We start from the raw sequence: 20,241 nt of genomic DNA, 5'->3' as shown, positions 1-20,241 counted from the left end.
CTCGGTTGTGACGGTCAGGTGCGATGTTATCGAGCCTCATACTCCGCCTTTAACAGCCGCTTCATCAGCTTGCCGGTGGGTTCACGCGGCAATGTCGCGCGAAAGTCGAACTGCTGGGGGCATTTGACCCCGCCCAGATCCCTGAAGTACACGCCCCGCACAATCGATGTAGCCGCTTCAAGTTTCGACTTCGGCACGGTATTGCCGCCATCGATCTTGAACGAGTCGGCCGATTGATACTGTCCATAAATCAGTGCGACGGCAGAGTGGTCCGGGAGCCATAAGTAATCCCCTGGATGACCATCGAACGCATAACTTTTCGAGTCAACAGACAGCACTAACGTTGACACGGCAACGGCTTTTAACTTGTTCATCTGCGACTACCTTTTTTATTCTTGTAATGGGTCTACACGCGAACAGGCACGGCGGCCTGCGAGCCCATCATAAGGACGCCCGGAACAGTCGACTGGTCGGAAATGACCTGTGTTTTTACCGAATCTTGCGGTGGCTTTGGACTCAGGCGTGACGGCGCGTGGTCGCTGATCAACCCGCCACACGCCCACCTGATGGCGGGGTGTAAAGTCCCTCAGCACACTGCCCCGCCAATACCCGCGCAATGCACTGGCAATACCGCCCCATCATGCAAAACACCCGAGCCCCGGCGTTGCCTGGCCCAACAAGCCATTGGTTTGCAACGACTTTATAAATCACGGTGGTTGGCACAGCCGATGCAGCCACCCCTGAGGCGTAGCGTTGGCCTGTTGATCGGCGCGCGTCTCACCGTGATGACCCAAGGAATTCGATATGAACGCCATTGACCTGTTGCAAGCTGACCACGAACGCGTCAAAGCCATCCTGGCCCAACTCAGCGAGTCCACCGAGCGTGGTGTCAAAAAGCGCACGGAGTTGCTGGCCAAGCTGGAGAGGGAGATCACCCTCCATACCCGACTCGAAGAGGACATCCTCTACCCGGCCTTCAAGGAAGCCGGCGGCAAGGAACAAGACGTGATGTATTACGAGGCCAAGGAGGAGCACCGCACCGTGGACTCCCTGGTATTACCGGACTTGAAGGAAACCAGCCCGGGCACCCCTGAGTTTTCCGGCCGCGTGAAAGTGGTCAAGGAGCTGCTGGAACACCACATCGAAGAAGAGGAAACCGAGATGTTTCCCCAGGCGAAAAAGCTGCTGGGCAAGGCCAAGCTGGACGAGTTGGGACAGCAGATGGAAGCGCTGAAAGCGGACTACAAAAAGACCCTTTCCGGCCCTGAGTTCGCCGCCTGATCGACCCTCACCTGATCGACCCGAAAAAGCCCCGCTCGCGCGGGGCTTTTCAGGTTCAGGTCGGCCTGTTGGTCGGTTGCAGCGTTGGCGGCCTAAAGCGCCGACCCGCGCTCAAGGGCGCCATCCCCTCGATCACCGACCTTGATCACCACCTTGCCGAAGGCTCCCTTGGCCAGGTGCTCGTAGGCTTCTCGGGCCTTGTCGAACGGATAGACCTGATCGATGACCGGCCGGATCTTGTGGGTGTTCAAGAACACATTCATGCGGTCGAACGACGAGCGCGGCGCCACGGCGATACCGCGCAGGGTGGTCTGGCGAAAGATCAGTGGCATCAGGTTGAGCTGGACGCTCTGCCCGGTCAGAAAGCCGATCTGCGCAATGCGCCCGGCGGCCTTGGTGGCGGCGATGGACTGGTTGATGCCGTTGCCACCGGCCACATCCAGCAGCAGATCGACGCCTTTACCCTCAGTGAGCCTGAGCACTTCGGCCTCCCAGTCGGGGGTGCTGCGGTAGTTGATGCCCGCCACCGCTCCCAGCTTCATCACGGCTTGCAGGTTGTGGTCGCTGCTGGAGGTGGCGATGACCTTCGCCCCCAACGCCGTGGCCATCTGCACGGCAAAAATGGAGACGCCGCAGGTGCAGGTGTTTATCGAGTGGCTGCACACGCATTTTCCGCAGTTGCACGCGGCCTGGCTGGAGCAGTAACGCCTCGGCAAGCCGCCCTCGACTCCTGGGTCAGCCCGCCCCGCGCAACGTCGCGATATCGCGCTTGGGCGGCGCACCAAACAGCCGGCTGTATTCGCGGCTGAACTGCGAGGGGCTTTCATAACCGACGTTGAAGGCCGCACTGGAGACGTCCTGGTGTTCGTTGAGCATCAATCGCCGGGCCTCGTTCAAGCGCAGCCACTTCTGGTACTGCAACGGGCTCATGGCGGTGAGCTGGCGAAAATGGTGGTGAAAGGTCGCCGAACTCATCTGCACCCGAGACGCCAATTCATCGACGCGCAGGGCCGAGGTGTAATTCAGTTTCAGCCAATCGATGGCCCTGGCGATGCGATAGCCCTGGCCATCGACCGAGGTGATTTGCCGCAACCGACCCGCCTGGTCGCTGCGTAACAGGCGGTAGTGAATTTCGCGCTGGATCAGGGGCGCGAGCACGGCAATGGCCTCGGGCTCATCGAGCAACGCCAGCAAACGCTCGAACGATGCCAGCAATGGGCCGGTCACGGTGCCGATGCCCACGCCCGTCACCACTGGACGGTCCCGGGTTGGCGGCAGCTCACTGTGCGCAATCAGCTCCGCCAGCATGCGCAGGTCAAGCTTGAACGTCAGCCCCAGGCAGGGCCGTTCGGGGCGTGCTGCCAGGACTTCCGAGTTGGCGGGCAAGTCCAGGGAGGTGACCAAGAAGCGCGAGGTGTCGTAGGGGTAACCCTCGCCCCCGACCCACAGCTGCTTCTCGCCTTGGGCCACCAGAATGATGCTCGGCTCCACCATGCACACCACCGGCGGCGACGGGTGTTCACGGCGGAACAGGCCGAGGCCCGGAATCGATGTGGTGAAGTCGCCGGGGGTTGAAATCCGCGCGCCAATGCTCTGCGCAAGCGCCTCTTGCGGGGCTGCGGAATGAGCCGTGTTGGGCTGCGCCGTGTCGGGGTGGATGTTGTTCATGCTGTGCTCTTTGCCAGGTCCGCCGAAACTGTAACTCGGCAGCCCGCCAGCGTCTTGCCAATCGATCAAGACTCATAGGATCAGGCAAGTAATCCAGCGTAATGCACTACAGAACCGCTGAGTGGGTCGGGAAAATGTACCGACCAACGCCACCCAGGGTTCGCCATCTCGACCAGCAATCGACAACGCCCCTGACGGAATGAAGGCCGACGTCGAACGCCCCCGGCACAACCCATCCCCCCAACCCCCTCCATGACAAGGACTCTCCAATGAAAGGCATTTTTCTTGCCCTCGGGCTGCTTGTTACCTCCGTTTCTTCACTAGGTGCCGACATGTCGAACGCAGCGAGCAACTTCTACAAAAGCGACCAGGTGACCGTGGAAAAAGTCACCTTCAAGAATCAGTACGGCATGCAGGTGGCGGGCAACCTGTTCGTGCCCAAGGCCCTGGCCGCCACCGCTTATAATGCCGCGATCATCGTCGGCCACCCCATGGGCGCGGTCAAAGAGCAGAGCGCGAACCTCTACGCCACTAAAATGGCCGAGCAGGGCTTTGTCACCCTCTCCCTGGACTTGTCTTTCTGGGGTGAAAGCGCGGGCACGCCGCGCAATGCGGTCTCACCGGACATCTACGCCGAAGACTTCAGCGCCGCCGTGGACTTTCTCGGCACTTCCCCCCTGGTCGACCGTGAGCGAATCGGCGTCCTGGGTATCTGCGGCAGTGGCAGCTTCGCCATCAGCGCGGCGAAGATCGATCCGCGCCTGAAAGCCATCGCCACCGTCAGCATGTACGACATGGGCGCCGCCAACCGTAACGGCCTCAAGCATGCCGTGACCCTGGAGCAACGCCAGCAAGTCCTTCGCGACGCCGCCGAACAGCGTTACGCAGAATTCACCGGGGGGCCAATCCGCTACACCGGCGGCACGCCACTCAAGCTGACCGGCAACGCCATCGGCGATGAGTTCTTCGACTTCTACCGCACCCCACGCGGGCAAGTCACACCGGCCGGGGCCTCGCCACAACACACCACCATGCCGACCCAGACCAGCAACGTGAAGTTCATGAACTTCTACCCGTTCAATGACATCGAGACCCTCTCGCCGCGGCCTCTGCTGTTGATCACCGGCGCCGACGCCCACTCCCGGGAATTCAGCGAAGACGCCTACCAGCGCGCCGCCGAGCCCAAGGAACTGGTGATCATTCCAGGCGCCGGGCATGTGGATCTTTACGACCGGGTCAACCTCATTCCCTTCGCCAAACTGGGCAGCTTCTTTAAAAGCAACCTGAAGTAATCGAATCGGCGCCCTGCCCGGGCGCCGGCACTTTCTGCGGCCTGGTTGATCAGGCCGTGGGGCTTCAGGCATGACAGGATTCAAGCAATGACCGCTCACCCTCTTCTCCCGTCCCGGCAGGCTCGGCCCTCCTGGGGCGCGGTACTGGCCATGTCCCTGGCCGCCTTTGCCCTGGTGGCCTCGGAGTTCATGCCCGTCAGCCTGCTGACGCCGATTGCCGCCGACCTGAACATCACCGAAGGCCAGGCCGGCCAGGGTATTTCCGTCTCGGGGCTGTTCGCCCTGATCACCAGCCTGCTCATCGCCTCGGTGGCGGCGCGAGTAGACCGCAAACGACTGCTGATCGCCCTGACCCTGCTGATGATCCTGTCCGGAGCGGTGGTGGCGTACGCGCCGAACTACCTGATCTTCATGGTTGGCCGGGCGCTGATTGGCGTGGCCATTGGCGGGTTCTGGTCGCTGTCGGCAGCCACCGCCATGAAGCTGGTGCCCGCTGACCAGGTGCCGCGCGCCTTGGCCATCGTCAACGGTGGCAACGCCCTCGCCACCGTGATTGCCGCACCCCTGGGGAGCTTTCTCGGGGCGTTGATCGGCTGGCGCGGGGCCTTTTTCTGCATCCTGCCGGTGGCCATGATCGCCGCCCTGTGGTTGCTGGCGAGCCTGCCCTCGATCAAGACGCCCCGGCACGCCAGCCGCGGCAATCCGTTTCGCTTGATGGCCCAGGCTCCGGTGGCCTTGGGCATGCTGGCGGTCAGCGTGTTTTTCATGGGCCAGTTCATGTTGTTCACCTACTTGCGGCCGTTCCTGGAAGGCATCACCCATGTCAGCGTCTCCATGCTCTCGCTGATGCTCCTGGTGCTGGGTGTGGCCGGGTTAGTGGGCACTTTCCTGATTGAAGCCTTGCTGAAAAAGGGCCTGTACCGAACGCTGATTGCCATCCCGATGCTGATGGCGGTGATCGCCCTGGCGCTGGTGTCTTTTGGCAGCTCGCCCGCCATCACCATGACGCTGCTTGGGCTCTGGGGCCTGTTGGCAACAGCGGCGCCGGTGGGCTGGTGGACCTGGCTGGCGAACACCCTGCCAGACGACGCAGAAGCCGGAGGCGGCTTGATGGTGGCAATCGTGCAGCTGGCGATCGCCCTGGGCGCTACCGTGGGCGGCCTGGTGTTCGACGTCAGCGGCTACCAGGCCACCTTCGAACTGAGCGCGGCGTTGTTGGTATTGGCCGCCGTACTCGCCTACCTGGCAGCACGTTCCGCCGCACACACCGCTCCGGTTACAGGCCATGCCAATGCATGACTCGGCCCGCAGCAAGGTCCGGTGATCGGTGCCTTGCTGGCAGCCCTGAAGCCGAACTTAACGGGCGCTGTCGATGATCTGACCGCCGTCCGGCGTCAAGCTATAGCCGGTGATGAACTGCGCGTCCTGGCTGGCCAGAAACAGCACCACAGGGGCAATGTCATCTTCCGGCGAACCATAGCGTCCCAGGACGTTGGTCGGCGCTGGCGCATCGTAGGCCGAGCCCCAGGTGTCCGCGACAGGCAGCAGGTTATTCACGGTGATGTTGTCGGCGCCCCACTCCCGGGCTGCCGAACGCGTCAGGGCGCGCACCGCTTCCTTGGCCATGTTGTACGGGGCATAACCCTGCATCCCGATCACCCCGGCCAGGGAGCCGAAGTTGATCACCCGCCCTGCTCCGCTGGCCTTCAGATAGGGGTAGCAGGCTTGCATGGTGCGCAGATAGGCAATCGGCCCCATCTCGAAATTGCGCTGCAGTTGTTCCACCGACAACTCCAGCACCGATGAAAATACCGCGCTGGGGTCGAAAGCGTTGTTCACCAGAATGTCGATCCGGCCGTAAGCCGACGCCACCTGGTCGACCGCCGCCTGGACCTGCCCAGGGTCCGCGATGTCGCAGACAATCCCCAGGGCGCTCCCCCCCGCCGCCTGGATATCGGCCACCACCTGATCGACGTTTGCCGCCGTGCGCGACACCACTGCGACCGTCGCGCCCTGGGCCGCAAACAGCTTGGCCGTCGCGCGGCCGATACCGCGGCCGGCACCGGTGACGATGGCTACTTTTCCGTTGAGTCGGGACATGGTGTTCTCCAATCAGTTGAGGGTTGCAAGGTTTTCCGTGGCCACCCACCCATAGGGCGACGGCCAGTCTCGGGCGCTGTTTTGAGTCAGGAAAGAAGTGGCCAGCAGCACCAGGCACAACACGGCGGGCAAGGCATCACGCGGCTTGCGCACCCCGATATGCGCTGCGGCGGACAGCAGCAGGTGATAGAACATTCCGGCATAGGCGAGATCACTCAGCGCCACACTGAAGCGCGACAGAATCACCGCCACGACAAGGAGTTTTACCGCGATCAGCAGCGGCACCAGGTACTCGGGATAACCGAGACCCGCGAAGACTTCGCGCACCCAGTTTCTTTTGAAGATGTACAACGTTGCGGAGACTAGATAGATCAACGACAACAGCGTGGTGCTGATCCAATACCCGTAATTGGCAATCATTAAGCGGCTTCCTGAGCACGTGTTTTACTTCGACTTGGGCTCACGATGTCGCCTAACATGAAAGTTCACAAGTAGGATGAAAAAGTGGTGGTTAGTATGGAAAACCAAACTAATGAAGTTGTTCAAATCAACATGCACGAAGAAATGCGCCGCGCATTTGCCCTGCTTTCGGGCAAATGGAAACTGGAAATCATGTGGTTGTTGAATCAGCGGATTTATCGATTTGGCGAACTGCGCAAGGCCATCAGCGGCATTACCCAGCACATGCTGACGGCACAACTTCGCGAGCTTGAACATGATGGTTTGGTGTCGCGTACCGTGTTCGCCGAAGTGCCGCCACGCGTCGAATATGAAATGACTGAAAAGGCCCGAGCACTGGGGCCAACGATGCAGGCCCTGGCAACCTGGTGGAGCGAATACGGCAACAGCGTGCCGGTAAAACCCAGTTCACGCGGGCGCAAGCCAACAGTAGCCAAGCCGCGTTGAACCTTGCGTTCAACCGGCGTTCACGCGAATTTCCTTCCCGGAGCCTGGTCGTCTTTAGTCGGTCGTCGGGGGCTGATACAGGATGTGAAGAGTGAAAATACCGAGCGCTACCAGCAGTGCTCTGAATACGTCAGACACGGTCGCTTAGGCGCGCTTAACCTTTGGAAGTTGCCTGAATGAAGTTGTCATCAAAGTAATCAATCTCTCCACGCGATGATGTTATCGCCGTCTAACTCAAGTATGCCCATTACCTTCGCTGATCCGATTTTGCTGCCCTCTCCCATCGGCGAAAGCGCCAGAAACCAACCCGGCTTGGTAACGAGGTCGACGTCGCGTCTCTCAAAGGCCACCTGTTTTCCGGCCGCACGATGGCCGCTCGCTGGACGAACGGGCACAACAGATGACTGATGGGCGTAAGTCGAGCGGGCGGCATGCGGGGCTCTCTGTTAGGGCGGCGACGCAAGGGCGTGAGTGGGGCTACGGTTACAGCAACTGCCCACCGGAAATATCAAACGTGGTCCCGTTGGCCCAGGCCATGTCATCGGACAGGATGGCCGCCACCGCACCGCCGATGTCGTCCGGCAGGCCGACACGGCCCAGTGCGATGCCTTGTGCCACGTAGGCATTCACCTCCTGGTTATCGCGCACTGCACCACCGCCAAAATCGGTTGCGATGGCGCCCGGGGCAATTGCATTCACCCGAATTCGGCGCGAGCCCAGTTCCACGGCCATGTAGCGGGTCAGCACTTCGACTGCAGCTTTCACCGCCGCATAAATGCTGTACCCCGGCAACGTAAAGCGCACAAAACCGGAGGACACGTTGAGGATGCGACCGCCGTCTGCGACGAGGGGCAGCAGCTTCTGAGTGAGGAAAATCGGCCCGCGAAGGTGCGTGGCGACCAGTGAGGCAAACTGCTCTTGAGTCGCGTCAGTAAAGTTGGAAAAAAGACCATTGCCGGCATTGTTGACGAGGAAGTCGAAGCGCTCGCGGCCGAAGTTGGCCATCAGCGTATGGGTCACTGCGCTTGAGAACGCCTCATAGCTGGCGGTATCGGTGATATCGAGCGGCAGCATCGCGGCCTTGCCGCCCTGCGCTTCGATCTCCAGCTTCAGCGTCTCGGCTTCTGCTGCGCCGCTGCGGTAGGTGCCGATGATGTGGACGCCGCGCTTGGCGAGGTGCAGGGCCATGTTGCGGCCGAGGCCGCGGCTGGCACCGGTGATAAGAGCGATCTGCTGGGTCATGGTCTGTCTCTGCTGGGTTAGGTGCACCCTGGGGTGCTTGCTTGACCCGCCCAAGATAGGCAACGGACGGTTTTCAACCCACGCCTGATCAGCTCAATTCATTGCCTGATTGTCTCAATCGTCTTGCGTGCTGCCAGAGCATCGCCATAATCCGCAGATGAATAATGACCTTGCCCCCCACCTTGATATCGCCCTGCGCCATGCGCCGCCGGGTTTGACGCGCACGCCGATCCCGCGTGTAGACCTCTGCGTCGGGCAAGGCTCCACAGACGAGACACCCTGCCTGTACCGCTCGATGATCTGCTTCATCCTGCAAGGCTCGAAGCGCGTCGCGCTTAACGACCATCTTCTGAGCTACGACAGTCAGCAATACCTCATCAGCGCCCTGGACCTGCCTCTGATCGGGCAGATTCTGGATGCTGAAGGGGGGCTGCCCTACGTGGCGGTCTCGCTCGTGCTGGATCCGGCCCTGCTGGCGGAACTGGCGGCGACCCTGCCGCCGGTTCGCGAGAACGCGGAAAACGGGATTGGCATCACCATCAACCCGATGAGCGCGGCGCTTCGCGACACGTTACTGCGCTTGTTGTCGCTGCTCGACACACCGGCCGACATCCCGGTTCTGGGCCCCTTGGTCGAACGGGAATTGCTCTATCGTCTCCTGCAGGGGCCTCAAGGCCGGCTGCTGCGCCAGATTGCCCAACCCGACGGCGCACTCGGAAGCATCCGCCGTGCCGTGGCCTGGATCAGGGATCACTCCACTTCGCGGCTGCGTATCGAGGCGCTGTGCGATGCCAGCGGCATGAGCCGCGCCAGCCTGCATCGGCATTTTCGGTCGATGACCGGCTTGAGTCCTATCCAGTATCAGAAGCAGCTAAGGTTGCAGGAAGCTCGCCAGCTATTACTGGCGGGCGAGCATCGCGCGTCTGATGTGGCGTTCGCGGTCGGCTATGAAAGCGCATCACAGTTCAGCCGCGAGTACCTCCGGCAATTCGGCGCCCCGCCGGCCCGCAACGTGCGCGAAATACGCCAGGCGATCGGTGAGCCGTTTCTCAACACGACCGCCTCAACATCGCCGCCAACCGAGCCGAGCGCCACCTCTATGCAATCGGCGATCACCGATACCCTGGCATAAAAAAGGCCACCTCGAGTATTCGAGGCAGCCTTGGGCAAGTCAGCTAGAGATCAGATCAAACGGCGCATTCAACCCCTGCCCCAACACTGGCCTTGCCGGCTCACAACAGCTCAATGCCGGATGCAAATGGATTTGCTTTCAGTAAAGGCATCGAGCCAATCGACACCGAAATCCCGCCCTGTGCCTGACTGTTTGAAACCACCAAACGGCATGTTCGCGTCGATCAGGGTGTGGCTGTTGACCCACACGGTGCCGGCCTCGATGCGTGGGGTCAGGTCCATGGCGGCGGACAGGCTGTTGGTCCATAAGCTGGCGGTGAGCCCGTATTCGGTGTCGTTGGCCTTGCTCAGGGCTTCTTCGACGTCGGCCACCCGGGTCAGGGTGACGACCGGCCCGAACACTTCCTCCCGGCTCAGCGACAACCTGTCATCGGGGTTGATCACCAGGGTTGGCGAGACATAAAACCCTTGGTGGTCCGGGACCGGGGCGCCGCTGATCAGCTCGGCCTGGTGGCTGTGGGCGTCGGCCAGGTAGGACTGGACTTTGAGTTGATGGGGTTTGGAGGCCACCGGGTTGATCTGGGCGCTGGGGTCCATGCCCGCCCCTAAGGTCAGCCCTTTGACCGCCGATTCGAAGTCGCCCACCAGCCGGTCGAACAGCGGGGCTTCGATGTAGATCCGCGAACTGGCGGCACAGACCTGGCCCTGATTGAGAAAGCTGCCCATCATCAGGCCTTCGACCACTTGCTGCGGGTCTGCGTCCTTGAGGACGATGGCCGGGTTTTTGCCGCCCAATTCCAGGGTGATGCGGGTCAGCCGGTCCACGGCGCTGCGGGCAATGCCCTTGCCGGTGGCGGTCGAGCCGGTGAAGCTGATTTTGCTGATCAACGGGTGGCGGGTCAGGACTTGACCGCACCCGCTGCCGCTGCCCGTCACCAGGTTGAAGACACCCGGAGGAATGCCGGCTTCAGTGGCCAGTTCGGCCATGCGCATCAAGGTCAGGGGGGTGATTTCCGAAGGCTTGATCACAATCGAGCAACCGGCCGCCAGTGCCGGCATCACTTTCCACATGCCGATCATCAACGGGAAGTTCCAGGGCACAATCCCGGCGACCACGCCAATCGGCTCTTTGCGGGTGTAGGCGGTGTAGCGCGCCCCGGCGGGCACAGGGAGCGAAAGGTCGAGGGTGCGTCCGGAGATTTTTGTGGCCAGGCCTGCGGTGTAGCGCATCCAGTTCAGGGTGCAGCCCACTTCAAAGGCCCGCGACACCGTGATCGATTTGCCCTGCTCCAGGGTTTCCAACTGAGCCAGTTCTTCAGCGTGCTGTTCGAGCAAGTCGGCATAGCGCAGCAAAATACGTTCGCGCTCCGCCGGCAGTCGGCGCGACCAGACGCCCGAGACAAAAGCGCCATGGGCCGACGTCACCGCACGCTCGACATCGAACGCATTGGCGTCGGCAGTCGAGGCGATCTGCAGCCCGGTTGAAGGGTCGTAGACCGGCAAGGTGGCCGTGGACTGGGCACTGACCCAACCGCCATCGATGTACAAGCCACGGCGTTGCTTCAAGAAGGCGCTGACCCTGTCCAGGGTCGCGACCTTATGACTATGATTCATGATCCTTGCCTCACGCAGACGATTGGAAATAACCACCCACTGCACGCCTCAACCGCCCCACGGCCGGCGTTACAGTGCTTGGCGTCAGAGCCTAAGTCAGCGATGAGGCCTTGGACTTTTCATCTGTGCCAGAGCGGTTTCTGTCCCTGCCAATCTCGGTTCGGCGAGCGAGACAGCGCGGCGTCGGCCGCTGGGCCTTACACTGCGCGGCATCGTCTCGACGCTCCGGAAACTCCCGGGTTCGATGGGGTGCCGATCGAGAACGGTTGATTTAGGCACAGAGCACAAGGTTTCTGGCAAGAATCAAAAAGAAGCGATCCACCGGCTGTAGCAAAGTGCAGGTGTGCCTGTCCCCGGCTCGTCCCAAGGAACTCAGAAATGTTCACGTCCGTAGCGTTGCTAAAAAGAAAACCGCTGGCTCGACTCGCGCTGGCAATGACCTTGGCCACCGTCAGCTTGCCGTGCTGGCTGCCCAATGCCGACGCTCACGGAGCGGCCGCCGAGATGGTGCCCCTGCAATCGACCCTCGAGGCGTTTGGCGCCACGGTCAAATGGGACAACTACGCCAACCTGTTCGTCATCGCCAAGGACGGTGCCTACGTCAAGGTCAAGCCCAACAGCAAGGTGGCCCTGCTCAACGGCAAGCGCATGGAGCTGTCCGTGCCGGTGGTGTTCAAGAACAAGACCGCGTTCATGTCCAAGGACTTCATCAACCAGGTATTCCAGTCCGGCCTGGACAAGACCTTTGTCGTCGAGACTCGCCCCAACCCGCTCAACCCGCTGAGCGCCGACGAAATCAAGGCCGCCGTGACCATCGTCAAGCAGTCCGAGCACTACCAGCCTGGCTTGCGCTTCACCGAAGTCTCCGTCAAGGAGCCGCCCAAGGACCAAGTGTGGAACTTCGTCTACACCGGCCAGAACGTCAGCCAAACGCGCCAGGCCAACGTGGTGGTACTCGATGGCAAGCATGTGATCGAAGGGCTGGTGGACCTGGACAGCAAGACGCTGAAGTCCTGGAAGCCCGTGGAAGGTGCCCACGGCATGGTCTTGCTGGATGACTTTGCCACCGTGCAGTCCGCCATTGAGTCGAGCCCGGAATACGCACAGGCCCTGGCCAAACGTGGCATCAACGACGTCAAGAAGGTCGTGGCCACGCCGCTGACGGTCGGCTATTTCGACGGCAAGGACGGCCTGGCCCAGGATAAACGCCTGCTGAAGATCGTCAGTTACCTGAACACCGATGACGGCAACTATTGGGCACACCCGATCGAGGGCCTGGTGGCGATTGTCGACCTGGAGCAGAAGAAGCTGATCAAGATCGAGGACGAAGCCCTGATCCCGGTGCCGATGAAACCGACCCCCTATGACGGGCGTGGGCGCCTGGGAGTGAAGGTCAAGCCGTTGGAGATCATCGAGCCCGAGGGGAAAAACTACACCATCACCGGCAACAGCATTCACTGGCAGAACTGGAACTTCCACGTCCGCCTCGATTCCCGGGTCGGCCCGGTGCTGTCCACCGTCACCTACGACGACAAGGGCAAGAAACGCAAAGTCATGTACGAAGGCTCCCTGGGCGGCATGATCGTGCCTTACGGCGACCCGGATGTGGGCTGGTACTTCAAGGCCTACCTGGACTCGGGCGACTACGGCATGGGCACCTTGACCTCGCCGATCGCCCGCGGCAAGGACGCCCCGGAAAACGCCGTGCTCCTGGACGCCACCCTGGCCGACTACACCGGCGCACCGACCTCGATCCCACGCGCCATGGCGGTGTTCGAGCGCTACGCCGGCCCGGAATACAAACACCAGGAGATGGGCCAGCCCAACCTCAGCACCGAACGCCGTGAACTGGTGGTGCGCTGGATCAGCACCGTCGGCAACTACGACTACATCTTCGACTGGGTCTTCCAGCAGAACGGCACCATCGGCATCGACGCCGGCGCCACCGGCATCGAGGCGGTCAAGGGCGTGAAGTCCAAAACCATGCACGAGGCCACCGCCAAGGAAGACACCCGCTACGGCACCCTGCTCGACCACAACATCGTCGGCACCACCCACCAGCACATCTACAACTTCCGCCTGGACATGGATGTGGATGGGGAAAACAACTCCCTGGTGGAAGTGAACCCGGTGGTTGCCAAGAACGACCGCGGCGGGCCGCGCACCAGCACCATGCAGACCGAGCAGCAGGTGGTCAGCACCGAACAGCAAGCCGCGCAGAAATTCGACCCTTCGACCGTTCGCCTGCTGACCAACTTCAGCAAGGAAAACAAAGTCGGCAACCCGGTTTCCTATCAGTTGATCCCTTACGCCGGCGGCACTCACCCGGTGGCCAAGGGCGCCAACTTCGGCAAGGATGAGTGGCTCTATCACCGCTTGAGCTTTATGGACAAACAACTCTGGGTAACGCGCTACAACCCCGAGGAAAAATACCCTGAAGGCAAGTACCCGAACCGCTCGGACAAGGACGCCGGGCTGGGCCAGTTCACCCATGACAACCAGTCCATCGAGAACACCGACAATGTGGTCTGGCTGACCACTGGCACCACCCACATCGCCCGTGCCGAAGAGTGGCCGATCATGCCCACCGAGTGGGTGCATGTGCTGTTGAAACCATGGAACTTCTTCGATGAAACCCCGACGTTGAACCTCAACTCACCCCAATAAGCGCATAAAAAAAGAGGCTCCCAGGAGCCTCTTTTTTTGTGTTGGAGAACGCATCGGTCAAGCGTGCTGCTTGCGGTACTCCCCCGGGGAAATGCCAAAGCGCGACTTGAACGCCGTGGAGAAGTAGCTCGAATCGGAGAACCCCCACGAGTAACCCAGCGCCGACAGCTTTTGCTCGACCCCCGACTGGCGCAAGGACTCGGCACACAGGTCCAGGCGACGGTTCTTGATATAGCGCGCCACCACCAGCCCCTTCTTGGCGAACATCCGATACAGGCCGCGCATGGAGACGCCAACTTCCCGCGCCAGCCATTCAGGGCAGAGCTCTTCCGAACGGATGTGCTCGTCAATGCAGCCCAGCGTCTTGCGGAACAGGCGCTCGTGCACATCACCGCCGTCTTCGGCCTGGCTGATCGCCGGGCGCAGCAGGCTGACAATCGCTTCCAGGGTCGCTTCGCTTTCCTGCCGGCTCAGGCTGGGTTGTGACGCGGCATCCAATATCAAACGGTGGGAAAACAGGGCAATGGGGGATGTCGCGGCAATCCGTTGGCCGCACCGGACCTGACTGAAGCGCAGGGTTTGCTCGACCAACTGATAGGGAAGAATGAGCGACAACTGCCGCGAGTTTTCACTGTAGGTGAAGTCGCTGGGGCGCGAGGCATCGATCAGCGTGATGTCGCCCGCCGAGAGCAAGGCCTTGTTGTCGCCCTGGGCCATGCCGGCGGTGCCATCGAGTTGGAACACGGCGAAGTACTTGCCGCCCTCACCTGCCGCGACCTCTCGCGGCGTGCGGTACAGCCGCGCCTGGCAGGCATCGACAAAACTGAGCTCCAGTGCGCCGTTTTGGCACTCGCGGATCTGCCCGGAAAACTCGGTGCCCAGGGTTTGTGCGTTGAAGGCGCCGCATATCTGGTTGATCTGGTGGATCCACTGATCAAACCCATCACGGCGTTGTGCAGGTGTAGAAATCATCTCGGGCCTCACGCGGGCTTATTTTTATTATGTACGCCACTTCACGATAAATGGCGGCACCACTGCCGTGCTGCACGCCCTGCCCGGGCCTGGGTGACCGGCCATCGGGTTACGGCGGGGAGCGCAGCGGCACCGTTCGAAGCTCATGAAGAAGCAGGATTCGCGCCAGGAACAGCCTGAAGGCTACCGCCTCTCTGGTTCGCGAAGCGCTTTCCGGGGTGAGCGAAACGATGCCGAGACAGATTAGGCCTTTACCACTCAATTATTCAACATTTTCAAAGACAATCCGTATCACTTAAAAAGCACCAAATGGCGTCATAAAAAACCTATAAATAAAAAATAAATACAATAAAAACAATTACTTAAACATAAAACACCATTTGCAAATCGTATTTATTAAAAACGAATACAAAAATACCGACACCCTAAATAACGTTAAACCCTATTTAAGGTATCTAATCCGCGCTGTTTCCTGAGAAAACCCGCTCAAGCGGCAAAGGCCGCCTTGGCCTAGATTCAGGCCCCTCGCCGTGAGCACCTGGGGCAACCCTCAAGGTGAGTCCTGGCAACCCTGGTCAAAAGCCACGGCACACAGAATCAAGACACCTACCGCTCGGAAGGCACTTAATAGCTTCCATCAGGAACAGCGTTGGGTGCTGGTTCTGCAGTTGGGTTCCCCTTCACTTTTTAGGCTGCGCCATGATCAATATCGAAACGCCTACCTACTATTCAGCCACCAAGAAATACAACCTGAGCTTTCCCACCCTTGAACAGGATGTGGAAGCCGATGTGGTCGTGATTGGTGGCGGCTTCTCCGGTATCAACACCGCGCTGGAATTGGCTGAAAAAGGCATCACCAATATCGTGGTGCTGGAAGCGCGTTACCTGGGGTTCGGCGGCACGGGGCGCAACGGCGGCCAGATCATGGCAGGCATCGGCCACGACCTGGAGAAGGTCAAGAAGCATGTGGGCGAGCAAGGGCTGCGGGAGATCTTTGAGATCAGCGAGTTGGGGGCCGGGATCATCAAGGACCGCATCGCCAAGTACTCGATCGACGCAGACTTCTGCAACGGCTACGGCTACATGGGCTTCAACGCCCGCCAGGAAAAGACCCTGCGTGCCTGGGAAAAGGACTTCAAGTCGATCAACACCAAGGACGAAATCCGCTTTATGGCGGGCTCCGAGGTCAAGCAGATCATTGGTTCCGACGCCTACAGCAGCGCGCTGTTGCACATGGGCGGCGGCCACGTGCACTCCCTGAACCTGCTGCTGGGTGAAGCCAAGGCGCTGAGCGAGCACGGGGTGCGCATCTACGAACACAGCCCGGCCCTGGAAGTCAGCTATGGCGAGCGCATCACCGTGCGTACTGGCCGCGGCTCGGTGAGAGCGTCCAAGCTGCTGTGGGCCTGCGACAGTTTCCTCAACAAACTGGAGCCCGAGCTGCACAAGACCACCCTGAACACCTACGCCTTCCAACTGATGACCGAGCCGCTGTCGGACGAGCTGATCAACCGTATCAGCCCGATTCGCGGGGCCTACAGCGATATCCGTCCGGTGATCGACTACTACCGGGTGACCAACGAAAACCGCCTGCTGTTCGGCGCTGCCACGCCTTTTGTCGAGCACATCCCGCTGGACCTGAAGGCCTGGAACCGCAACCTGATGCTGAAGATTTTCCCCTACCTGAAGGACGTGCGCATCGACCTGGCCTGGGGCGGCCCGATGGCCACCGGCGCCAACCTGTTCCCGCAGATCGGCACCCTCAGCGGTCGGCCCAACGCCTTTTACGTACAGGGCTACGCCGGTTTTGGCGTCACCCCGAGCCACATCATCTGCAAGGTCCTGGCAGAAGGCATGAGCGAAGGCTCTTCGCGCTATGACCTGATCAGCTCGGTCAAGCACGCACAGATCCTGGGCAAGGACCACATCCGGCCGCTGCTGCTGACCGCTGGCAAAAGCCTTCACCAACTTTCGGGCTACTTCAACGGTCGCCGTTGATGCCCCCCCTTTCATACACAGGAGAACTGCCATGCCCGTTACCCCCCTCAAGCAAGACATCCAACTGTCCGAACTGGATGCCTGGGGCACTGTTGCCGACCTGGGTTCCGAGATCCTCGAAGGTGAAGTCAAAGCCTTTGGCAAAATGACCTTCGGCGCCCCCACCGACCCCGTCAGCAGCGCCTATTTCGGCACCACCCAAGGCAAGTTCCGCATGGTTTACCCCTTCGCCGAACAGGCCACCGTGGTCACCGGTGAAGTGCTGCTGACCGATGAATCCACTGGCCAGAGCACCCGCTACAAAGCGGGTGACAGCTGGTTCGTGACCAAGGGCACGCCCGTGCTCTGGGAAGTGGTCAGCGAAAGCTTTGTGAAGCATTATTTCGCCGTTGCCTGATTGATCCCGGCTGCCGGCACCCACCGGCAGCCTTTTTTGGCGAGGGTGACCCACCATGCACGCCATCCCGATCCAGGAAGTCGCCGGCCATTGCCTGCAGGCTTTCACCCAACTTGTGCCGGCCAGCCAGGCCGCGTTCTATTGTGTCGACCGCCAACTGCAAGCCCGGGACTTCAGCCTGCACCGCATGAGCGGTGACATGCACCGCGATTACCTGGACAACTACCGCCAGTTCGACCCGCTGCAACCGCGCAATTGCCTGTCCAGTGGCCTGGCGGTGGTGCCGTTGGGCCTGGCCATGGCCCGACAGCCCAGCCGTGACAGCCGTCGTTACCAAGACTTCCTGCAGCGCTACGGGGTGGTGGACGTGGTGGAGATCCTCGCGCACCGCGCCGGCCAGCCCCAGGCCGCCATCTCCCTGCTGCGCACCGCCGACCAGGGCGCCTTCACCGCCGCTCAACTGACCCAACTCACGGCCCTGCAAGCCTTGCTGCAAATGGCCGTTGCCAACATGCAGCCCTGTGAGGATGCGCTGGCCGGACTGACGCCCAAAGAACGGCAGATCGCCCTGTTGCTGCGCCAGGGAGCGAGCAACAAGCAACTGGCCCTGGAGTTGGGCGTCGGCCTGCCCACCATCAAGACCCACCTGATCAACCTGTTCCGCAAGACCGGCGTGGCCAGCCGCACCGAGTTACTGAGCACGCTGTTTTTATAGCCCGCCTCAACCCTTTGGTTGATAGGCGGGCCCAGGTGCGGGCGGCATGATCCGGGGTGTTCACCCACTCAACCGGAGCCTTGCCATGACCACACCTTCCGACTGGATCACCGTTGGCGCCCTTGCCGACGGTTTCGCCCCTGAAGCCTTTATCCTGCCCAACCTGGCAGACCTCAGCGGCAAGACCTTCACCCTGTACTTCGCCAACGGCTGGCAGATTGAACATCGCTTTGAGGGCCAGGCACTGAACTGGCACGCGGCCGACGGGCACTCCAGCGGCTCGGCCCCGTACCGCGCCACCTCGGTGCGCCCGGGCCTGTACCTGGTGGACTTCATCAAGCACGAAGCCGGCCAGGCCTGGTCGGTGAGCCTGGTGCTGGACACCCACAGCGCGTCCTTTACCGCGGTGATCGGCCGCATGCCGCCCCAGGAACAGACCCAGGAAGGGCTGTACAGCCGCGCCCTGGCCGGCAAGCCCCTGACCTCGGTCAGCGTGGATTTCCTCCACGGCAGCCTGGATCGCCCCTGGCAGGAAGGCCTGTGCCCCCACGCGCCGACCACTGAACTGAACGGGCTGCGCAACCTGTACCGCTACAGCCCGAGCGAGGTCTACGAGCACATCTACCTCAACGATCAGTTCTACTCCTGGCAGTGCCTGAAGGGCGTCGAGCAGGGCCTGTGCGACACCGACCGTTGCCACTACTACAAGATTGCCGAGCAGCTGTACCTGTTCGTCTGGCGCGAAAAAATCATCCCCACCCTCGGCCTGGTGTTGATCGACCTGCAACAGCACCGCAGCGACGGCAAGATCTTCGGTTACGCCGGCTCGTCCTTCGACGAACTCTCGAACTTCCCGGTCAGTTCCTACTGCCAGGTCCTCAACCGCACGGAGTACCCCGATGCCTGATTCACGCACCGTCGTCATCACTGGCGCCGGCACCGGCATCGGCGCCGCCTGCGCCCGGCTGTACGCCGCCGAAGGGGCCAACCTGGTGCTGATCGGCCGCCGCCGCGAGCCGCTGGAGCAGGTGGCCGCCGACACCGGCGGCCTGATCCTGGTGGGCGATGCCGCCTGCCCGGACGTCTGGGCCGGGTTCATCGCACAGATCAGCGAGCGTTACGGTCGGCTGGATGTGTTGCTGGCCTGCGCCGGCGGCCACGGCATGGGCAGCGCCACCCAGACCAGCCCGGCCACCTGGGAAACCTCGCTGCGCAGCAACCTGCACAGCGCGTTCTACAGTGCCAGGGCCTGTTTGCCGTTGCTGATCGAAGGGGCCGGCAACATTGTGCTGATCGGCTCCATCGCCTCGCTGGCCGCCGGCCCCGAAGTCTGCGGCTACACCACCGCCAAGCACGCGCTGCTGGGGCTCAACCGCTCGTTGGCCAGGGATTACGGCCCACGCGGCGTGCGGGTCAACACGGTGTGCCCGGGCTGGGTCACCACGCCCATGGCCGATGAGGAAATGCAGCCGCTGATGAGTGCCTATGGCGACACCCTGGAGCAAGCCTATGAGCGGGTCTGCGCCGATGTGCCGTTGCGCCGCCCCGCCAACGCCGAAGAAATCGCCAAGGTCTGCCGCTTCCTGGCCAGCGCCGACGCCTCGATCATCACCGGCGCAACGCTGGTCGCCGATGGCGGCTCAAGCATCGTCGATGTGCCGACCCTGGCTTACGCGCATCTGGAGACCGCCCATGGCTGAAGACTTCGATTTCAGCGGCAAAACAGCCCTGGTCACCGGCGGTGCGCAAGGCATTGGCCGGGCCATCGTCGAAGCCTTTGCCCGGCGCGGGGCACGGGTGATGATCGCCGACTTGCGCCTGGCACAGGCCCAGGCGCTGGCCGCCGAACTGACGGCCCAGGGCTGCCAGGTGGAGGCCACCGACCTTGACCTGGCGCAGGCCTGCGCTGTGTTTAGCTGTGTGCAGGGGCTGGAACGCGACTGGGGACGGCTGGACATTCTGATTCACAACGCCGGTTACTTCCCATTGACCCCATTCGCCGAAATCACCCCCGCCATCCTCGAACGCACCCTGGCAGTGAACCTCTCGGCACTGTTCTGGCTGACCCAGGCGGCCTTACCGATGTTCCAGCGCCAGGGCGCCGGCTGTGTGCTGGTCACCTCCTCGGTGACCGGCCCACGGGTGGCGTACCCGGGGCTTAGCCATTACGCGGCGTCTAAGGCTGGGGTCAACGGCTTTATTCGCAACGCCGCCTTGGAACTGGCGAGCCTGCAGGTGCGGGTCAACGGGGTCGAGCC

General features: G+C 61.6%; 20 protein-coding genes and 1 pseudogene. 13 read left to right on the top strand and 8 right to left on the bottom strand.

Features of this window, described 5'->3' with window-relative positions:
- Nucleotides 1-26: 26 nt before the first annotated feature.
- Nucleotides 27-374: a hypothetical protein gene (locus M1B34_RS17485; protein ID WP_268265766.1), complete on the bottom strand. Its 348-nt coding sequence runs from the start codon at nucleotides 372-374 to the stop codon at nucleotides 27-29.
- 430 nt (nucleotides 375-804) lie between these two features.
- On the opposite strand from M1B34_RS17485, the gene M1B34_RS17480 reads away from it, so the two are divergent.
- Nucleotides 805-1,281 (top strand): hemerythrin domain-containing protein, encoded by a 477-nt coding sequence (locus M1B34_RS17480; RefSeq protein WP_268265765.1) that lies wholly within the window; start codon nucleotides 805-807, stop codon nucleotides 1,279-1,281.
- A 92-nt stretch (nucleotides 1,282-1,373) separates the two neighbouring features.
- On the opposite strand, the pseudogene M1B34_RS17475 reads toward M1B34_RS17480, so the two are convergent.
- Nucleotides 1,374-1,913, bottom strand: a pseudogene (locus M1B34_RS17475) (zinc-binding dehydrogenase); the annotation flags it as partial.
- Between M1B34_RS17475 and M1B34_RS17470 the strand changes: the two are divergent.
- Nucleotides 1,861-1,986, top strand: coding sequence for a hypothetical protein (locus M1B34_RS17470; protein ID WP_268265811.1), 126 nt, complete (start codon nucleotides 1,861-1,863; stop codon nucleotides 1,984-1,986). The pseudogene M1B34_RS17475 and the gene M1B34_RS17470 sit on opposite strands and share 53 nt — an antisense overlap.
- 30 nt (nucleotides 1,987-2,016) lie before the next feature.
- Here the strand turns inward: M1B34_RS17470 and M1B34_RS17465 are convergent, their stop codons facing one another.
- Complete coding sequence (locus tag M1B34_RS17465; RefSeq protein ID WP_123334014.1) at nucleotides 2,017-2,949, bottom strand: AraC family transcriptional regulator; 933 nt, start codon at nucleotides 2,947-2,949, stop codon at nucleotides 2,017-2,019.
- A gap of 269 nt (nucleotides 2,950-3,218) precedes the next feature.
- On the opposite strand from M1B34_RS17465, the gene M1B34_RS17460 reads away from it, so the two are divergent.
- Together M1B34_RS17460 and M1B34_RS17455 are read left to right on the top strand one after the other, a co-directional pair.
- On the top strand, nucleotides 3,219-4,241 hold the full coding sequence (locus tag M1B34_RS17460; protein ID WP_123334016.1) for an alpha/beta hydrolase: 1,023 nt from the start codon (nucleotides 3,219-3,221) through the stop codon (nucleotides 4,239-4,241).
- An 87-nt stretch (nucleotides 4,242-4,328) separates the two neighbouring features.
- Nucleotides 4,329-5,540: an MFS transporter gene (locus tag M1B34_RS17455; protein WP_268265764.1), complete on the top strand. Its 1,212-nt coding sequence runs from the start codon at nucleotides 4,329-4,331 to the stop codon at nucleotides 5,538-5,540.
- Between the two features lie 57 nt (nucleotides 5,541-5,597).
- Here M1B34_RS17455 and M1B34_RS17450 read toward each other — a convergent pair whose 3' ends face one another.
- The gene (locus M1B34_RS17450) at nucleotides 5,598-6,341 is read right to left on the bottom strand and encodes an SDR family NAD(P)-dependent oxidoreductase (RefSeq protein ID WP_268265763.1); all 744 of its coding nucleotides are present in this window, start codon (nucleotides 6,339-6,341) and stop codon (nucleotides 5,598-5,600) included.
- A 12-nt stretch (nucleotides 6,342-6,353) separates the two neighbouring features.
- Nucleotides 6,354-6,761: a DoxX family protein gene (locus M1B34_RS17445; RefSeq protein ID WP_268265762.1), complete on the bottom strand. Its 408-nt coding sequence runs from the start codon at nucleotides 6,759-6,761 to the stop codon at nucleotides 6,354-6,356.
- Nucleotides 6,762-6,857: 96 nt separating this feature from the next.
- Here M1B34_RS17445 and M1B34_RS17440 point away from each other — a divergent pair, with 96 nt between their 5' ends.
- Nucleotides 6,858-7,247: a winged helix-turn-helix transcriptional regulator gene (locus M1B34_RS17440; RefSeq protein ID WP_268265761.1), complete on the top strand. Its 390-nt coding sequence runs from the start codon at nucleotides 6,858-6,860 to the stop codon at nucleotides 7,245-7,247.
- 483 nt (nucleotides 7,248-7,730) lie between these two features.
- Here M1B34_RS17440 and M1B34_RS17435 read toward each other — a convergent pair whose 3' ends face one another.
- Entirely contained in the window at nucleotides 7,731-8,489 is a 759-nt protein-coding gene (locus M1B34_RS17435; protein WP_268265760.1) for an SDR family NAD(P)-dependent oxidoreductase, read from the bottom strand.
- 157 nt (nucleotides 8,490-8,646) lie between these two features.
- Here M1B34_RS17435 and M1B34_RS17430 point away from each other — a divergent pair, with 157 nt between their 5' ends.
- Nucleotides 8,647-9,621 carry an AraC family transcriptional regulator gene (locus M1B34_RS17430; protein ID WP_268265759.1) on the top strand — a complete coding sequence of 325 codons (975 nt, stop codon included), beginning with the start codon at nucleotides 8,647-8,649 and terminating at the stop codon, nucleotides 9,619-9,621.
- Between the two features lie 110 nt (nucleotides 9,622-9,731).
- Here the strand turns inward: M1B34_RS17430 and M1B34_RS17425 are convergent, their stop codons facing one another.
- Entirely contained in the window at nucleotides 9,732-11,234 is a 1,503-nt protein-coding gene (locus tag M1B34_RS17425) for an aldehyde dehydrogenase family protein (protein ID WP_268265758.1), read from the bottom strand.
- 378 nt (nucleotides 11,235-11,612) lie between these two features.
- On the opposite strand from M1B34_RS17425, the gene tynA reads away from it, so the two are divergent.
- Nucleotides 11,613-13,901 (top strand): primary-amine oxidase, encoded by a 2,289-nt coding sequence (tynA, locus tag M1B34_RS17420; protein ID WP_268265757.1) that lies wholly within the window; start codon nucleotides 11,613-11,615, stop codon nucleotides 13,899-13,901.
- A 57-nt stretch (nucleotides 13,902-13,958) separates the two neighbouring features.
- Here tynA and feaR read toward each other — a convergent pair whose 3' ends face one another.
- Nucleotides 13,959-14,873, bottom strand: coding sequence for a transcriptional regulator FeaR (gene feaR, locus M1B34_RS17415; protein WP_268265756.1), 915 nt, complete (start codon nucleotides 14,871-14,873; stop codon nucleotides 13,959-13,961).
- A 699-nt stretch (nucleotides 14,874-15,572) separates the two neighbouring features.
- Between feaR and M1B34_RS17410 the strand changes: the two genes are divergently transcribed.
- The 6 genes from M1B34_RS17410 to M1B34_RS17385 form a co-directional block, all read left to right on the top strand.
- Nucleotides 15,573-16,871, top strand: a complete 1,299-nt coding sequence (locus tag M1B34_RS17410) for an NAD(P)/FAD-dependent oxidoreductase (protein ID WP_123334036.1) — start codon at nucleotides 15,573-15,575, stop codon at nucleotides 16,869-16,871.
- 31 nt (nucleotides 16,872-16,902) lie between these two features.
- On the top strand, nucleotides 16,903-17,268 hold the full coding sequence (locus M1B34_RS17405) for a cupin domain-containing protein (protein ID WP_123334038.1): 366 nt from the start codon (nucleotides 16,903-16,905) through the stop codon (nucleotides 17,266-17,268).
- 55 nt (nucleotides 17,269-17,323) lie between these two features.
- Nucleotides 17,324-17,983 (top strand): helix-turn-helix transcriptional regulator, encoded by a 660-nt coding sequence (locus M1B34_RS17400; protein ID WP_268265755.1) that lies wholly within the window; start codon nucleotides 17,324-17,326, stop codon nucleotides 17,981-17,983.
- 85 nt (nucleotides 17,984-18,068) lie between these two features.
- On the top strand, nucleotides 18,069-18,890 hold the full coding sequence (locus M1B34_RS17395) for a molybdenum cofactor biosynthesis F family protein (RefSeq protein ID WP_268265754.1): 822 nt from the start codon (nucleotides 18,069-18,071) through the stop codon (nucleotides 18,888-18,890).
- On the top strand, nucleotides 18,883-19,683 hold the full coding sequence (locus tag M1B34_RS17390) for an SDR family NAD(P)-dependent oxidoreductase (RefSeq protein WP_268265753.1): 801 nt from the start codon (nucleotides 18,883-18,885) through the stop codon (nucleotides 19,681-19,683). The genes M1B34_RS17395 and M1B34_RS17390 overlap by 8 nt, the downstream gene beginning before the upstream one ends.
- A partial coding sequence (locus tag M1B34_RS17385) for an SDR family NAD(P)-dependent oxidoreductase (protein ID WP_268265752.1) occupies nucleotides 19,676-20,241 on the top strand: 566 nt, incomplete at its 3' end. The genes M1B34_RS17390 and M1B34_RS17385, both read left to right, overlap by 8 nt.

Source organism: Pseudomonas morbosilactucae (assembly GCF_023241715.1).
GTDB classification, from domain to species: domain Bacteria; phylum Pseudomonadota; class Gammaproteobacteria; order Pseudomonadales; family Pseudomonadaceae; genus Aquipseudomonas; species Aquipseudomonas morbosilactucae.
The sequence above is the reverse complement of the archived record's forward strand: the minus strand, read 5'-3'. Positions and strand labels throughout refer to the sequence as shown.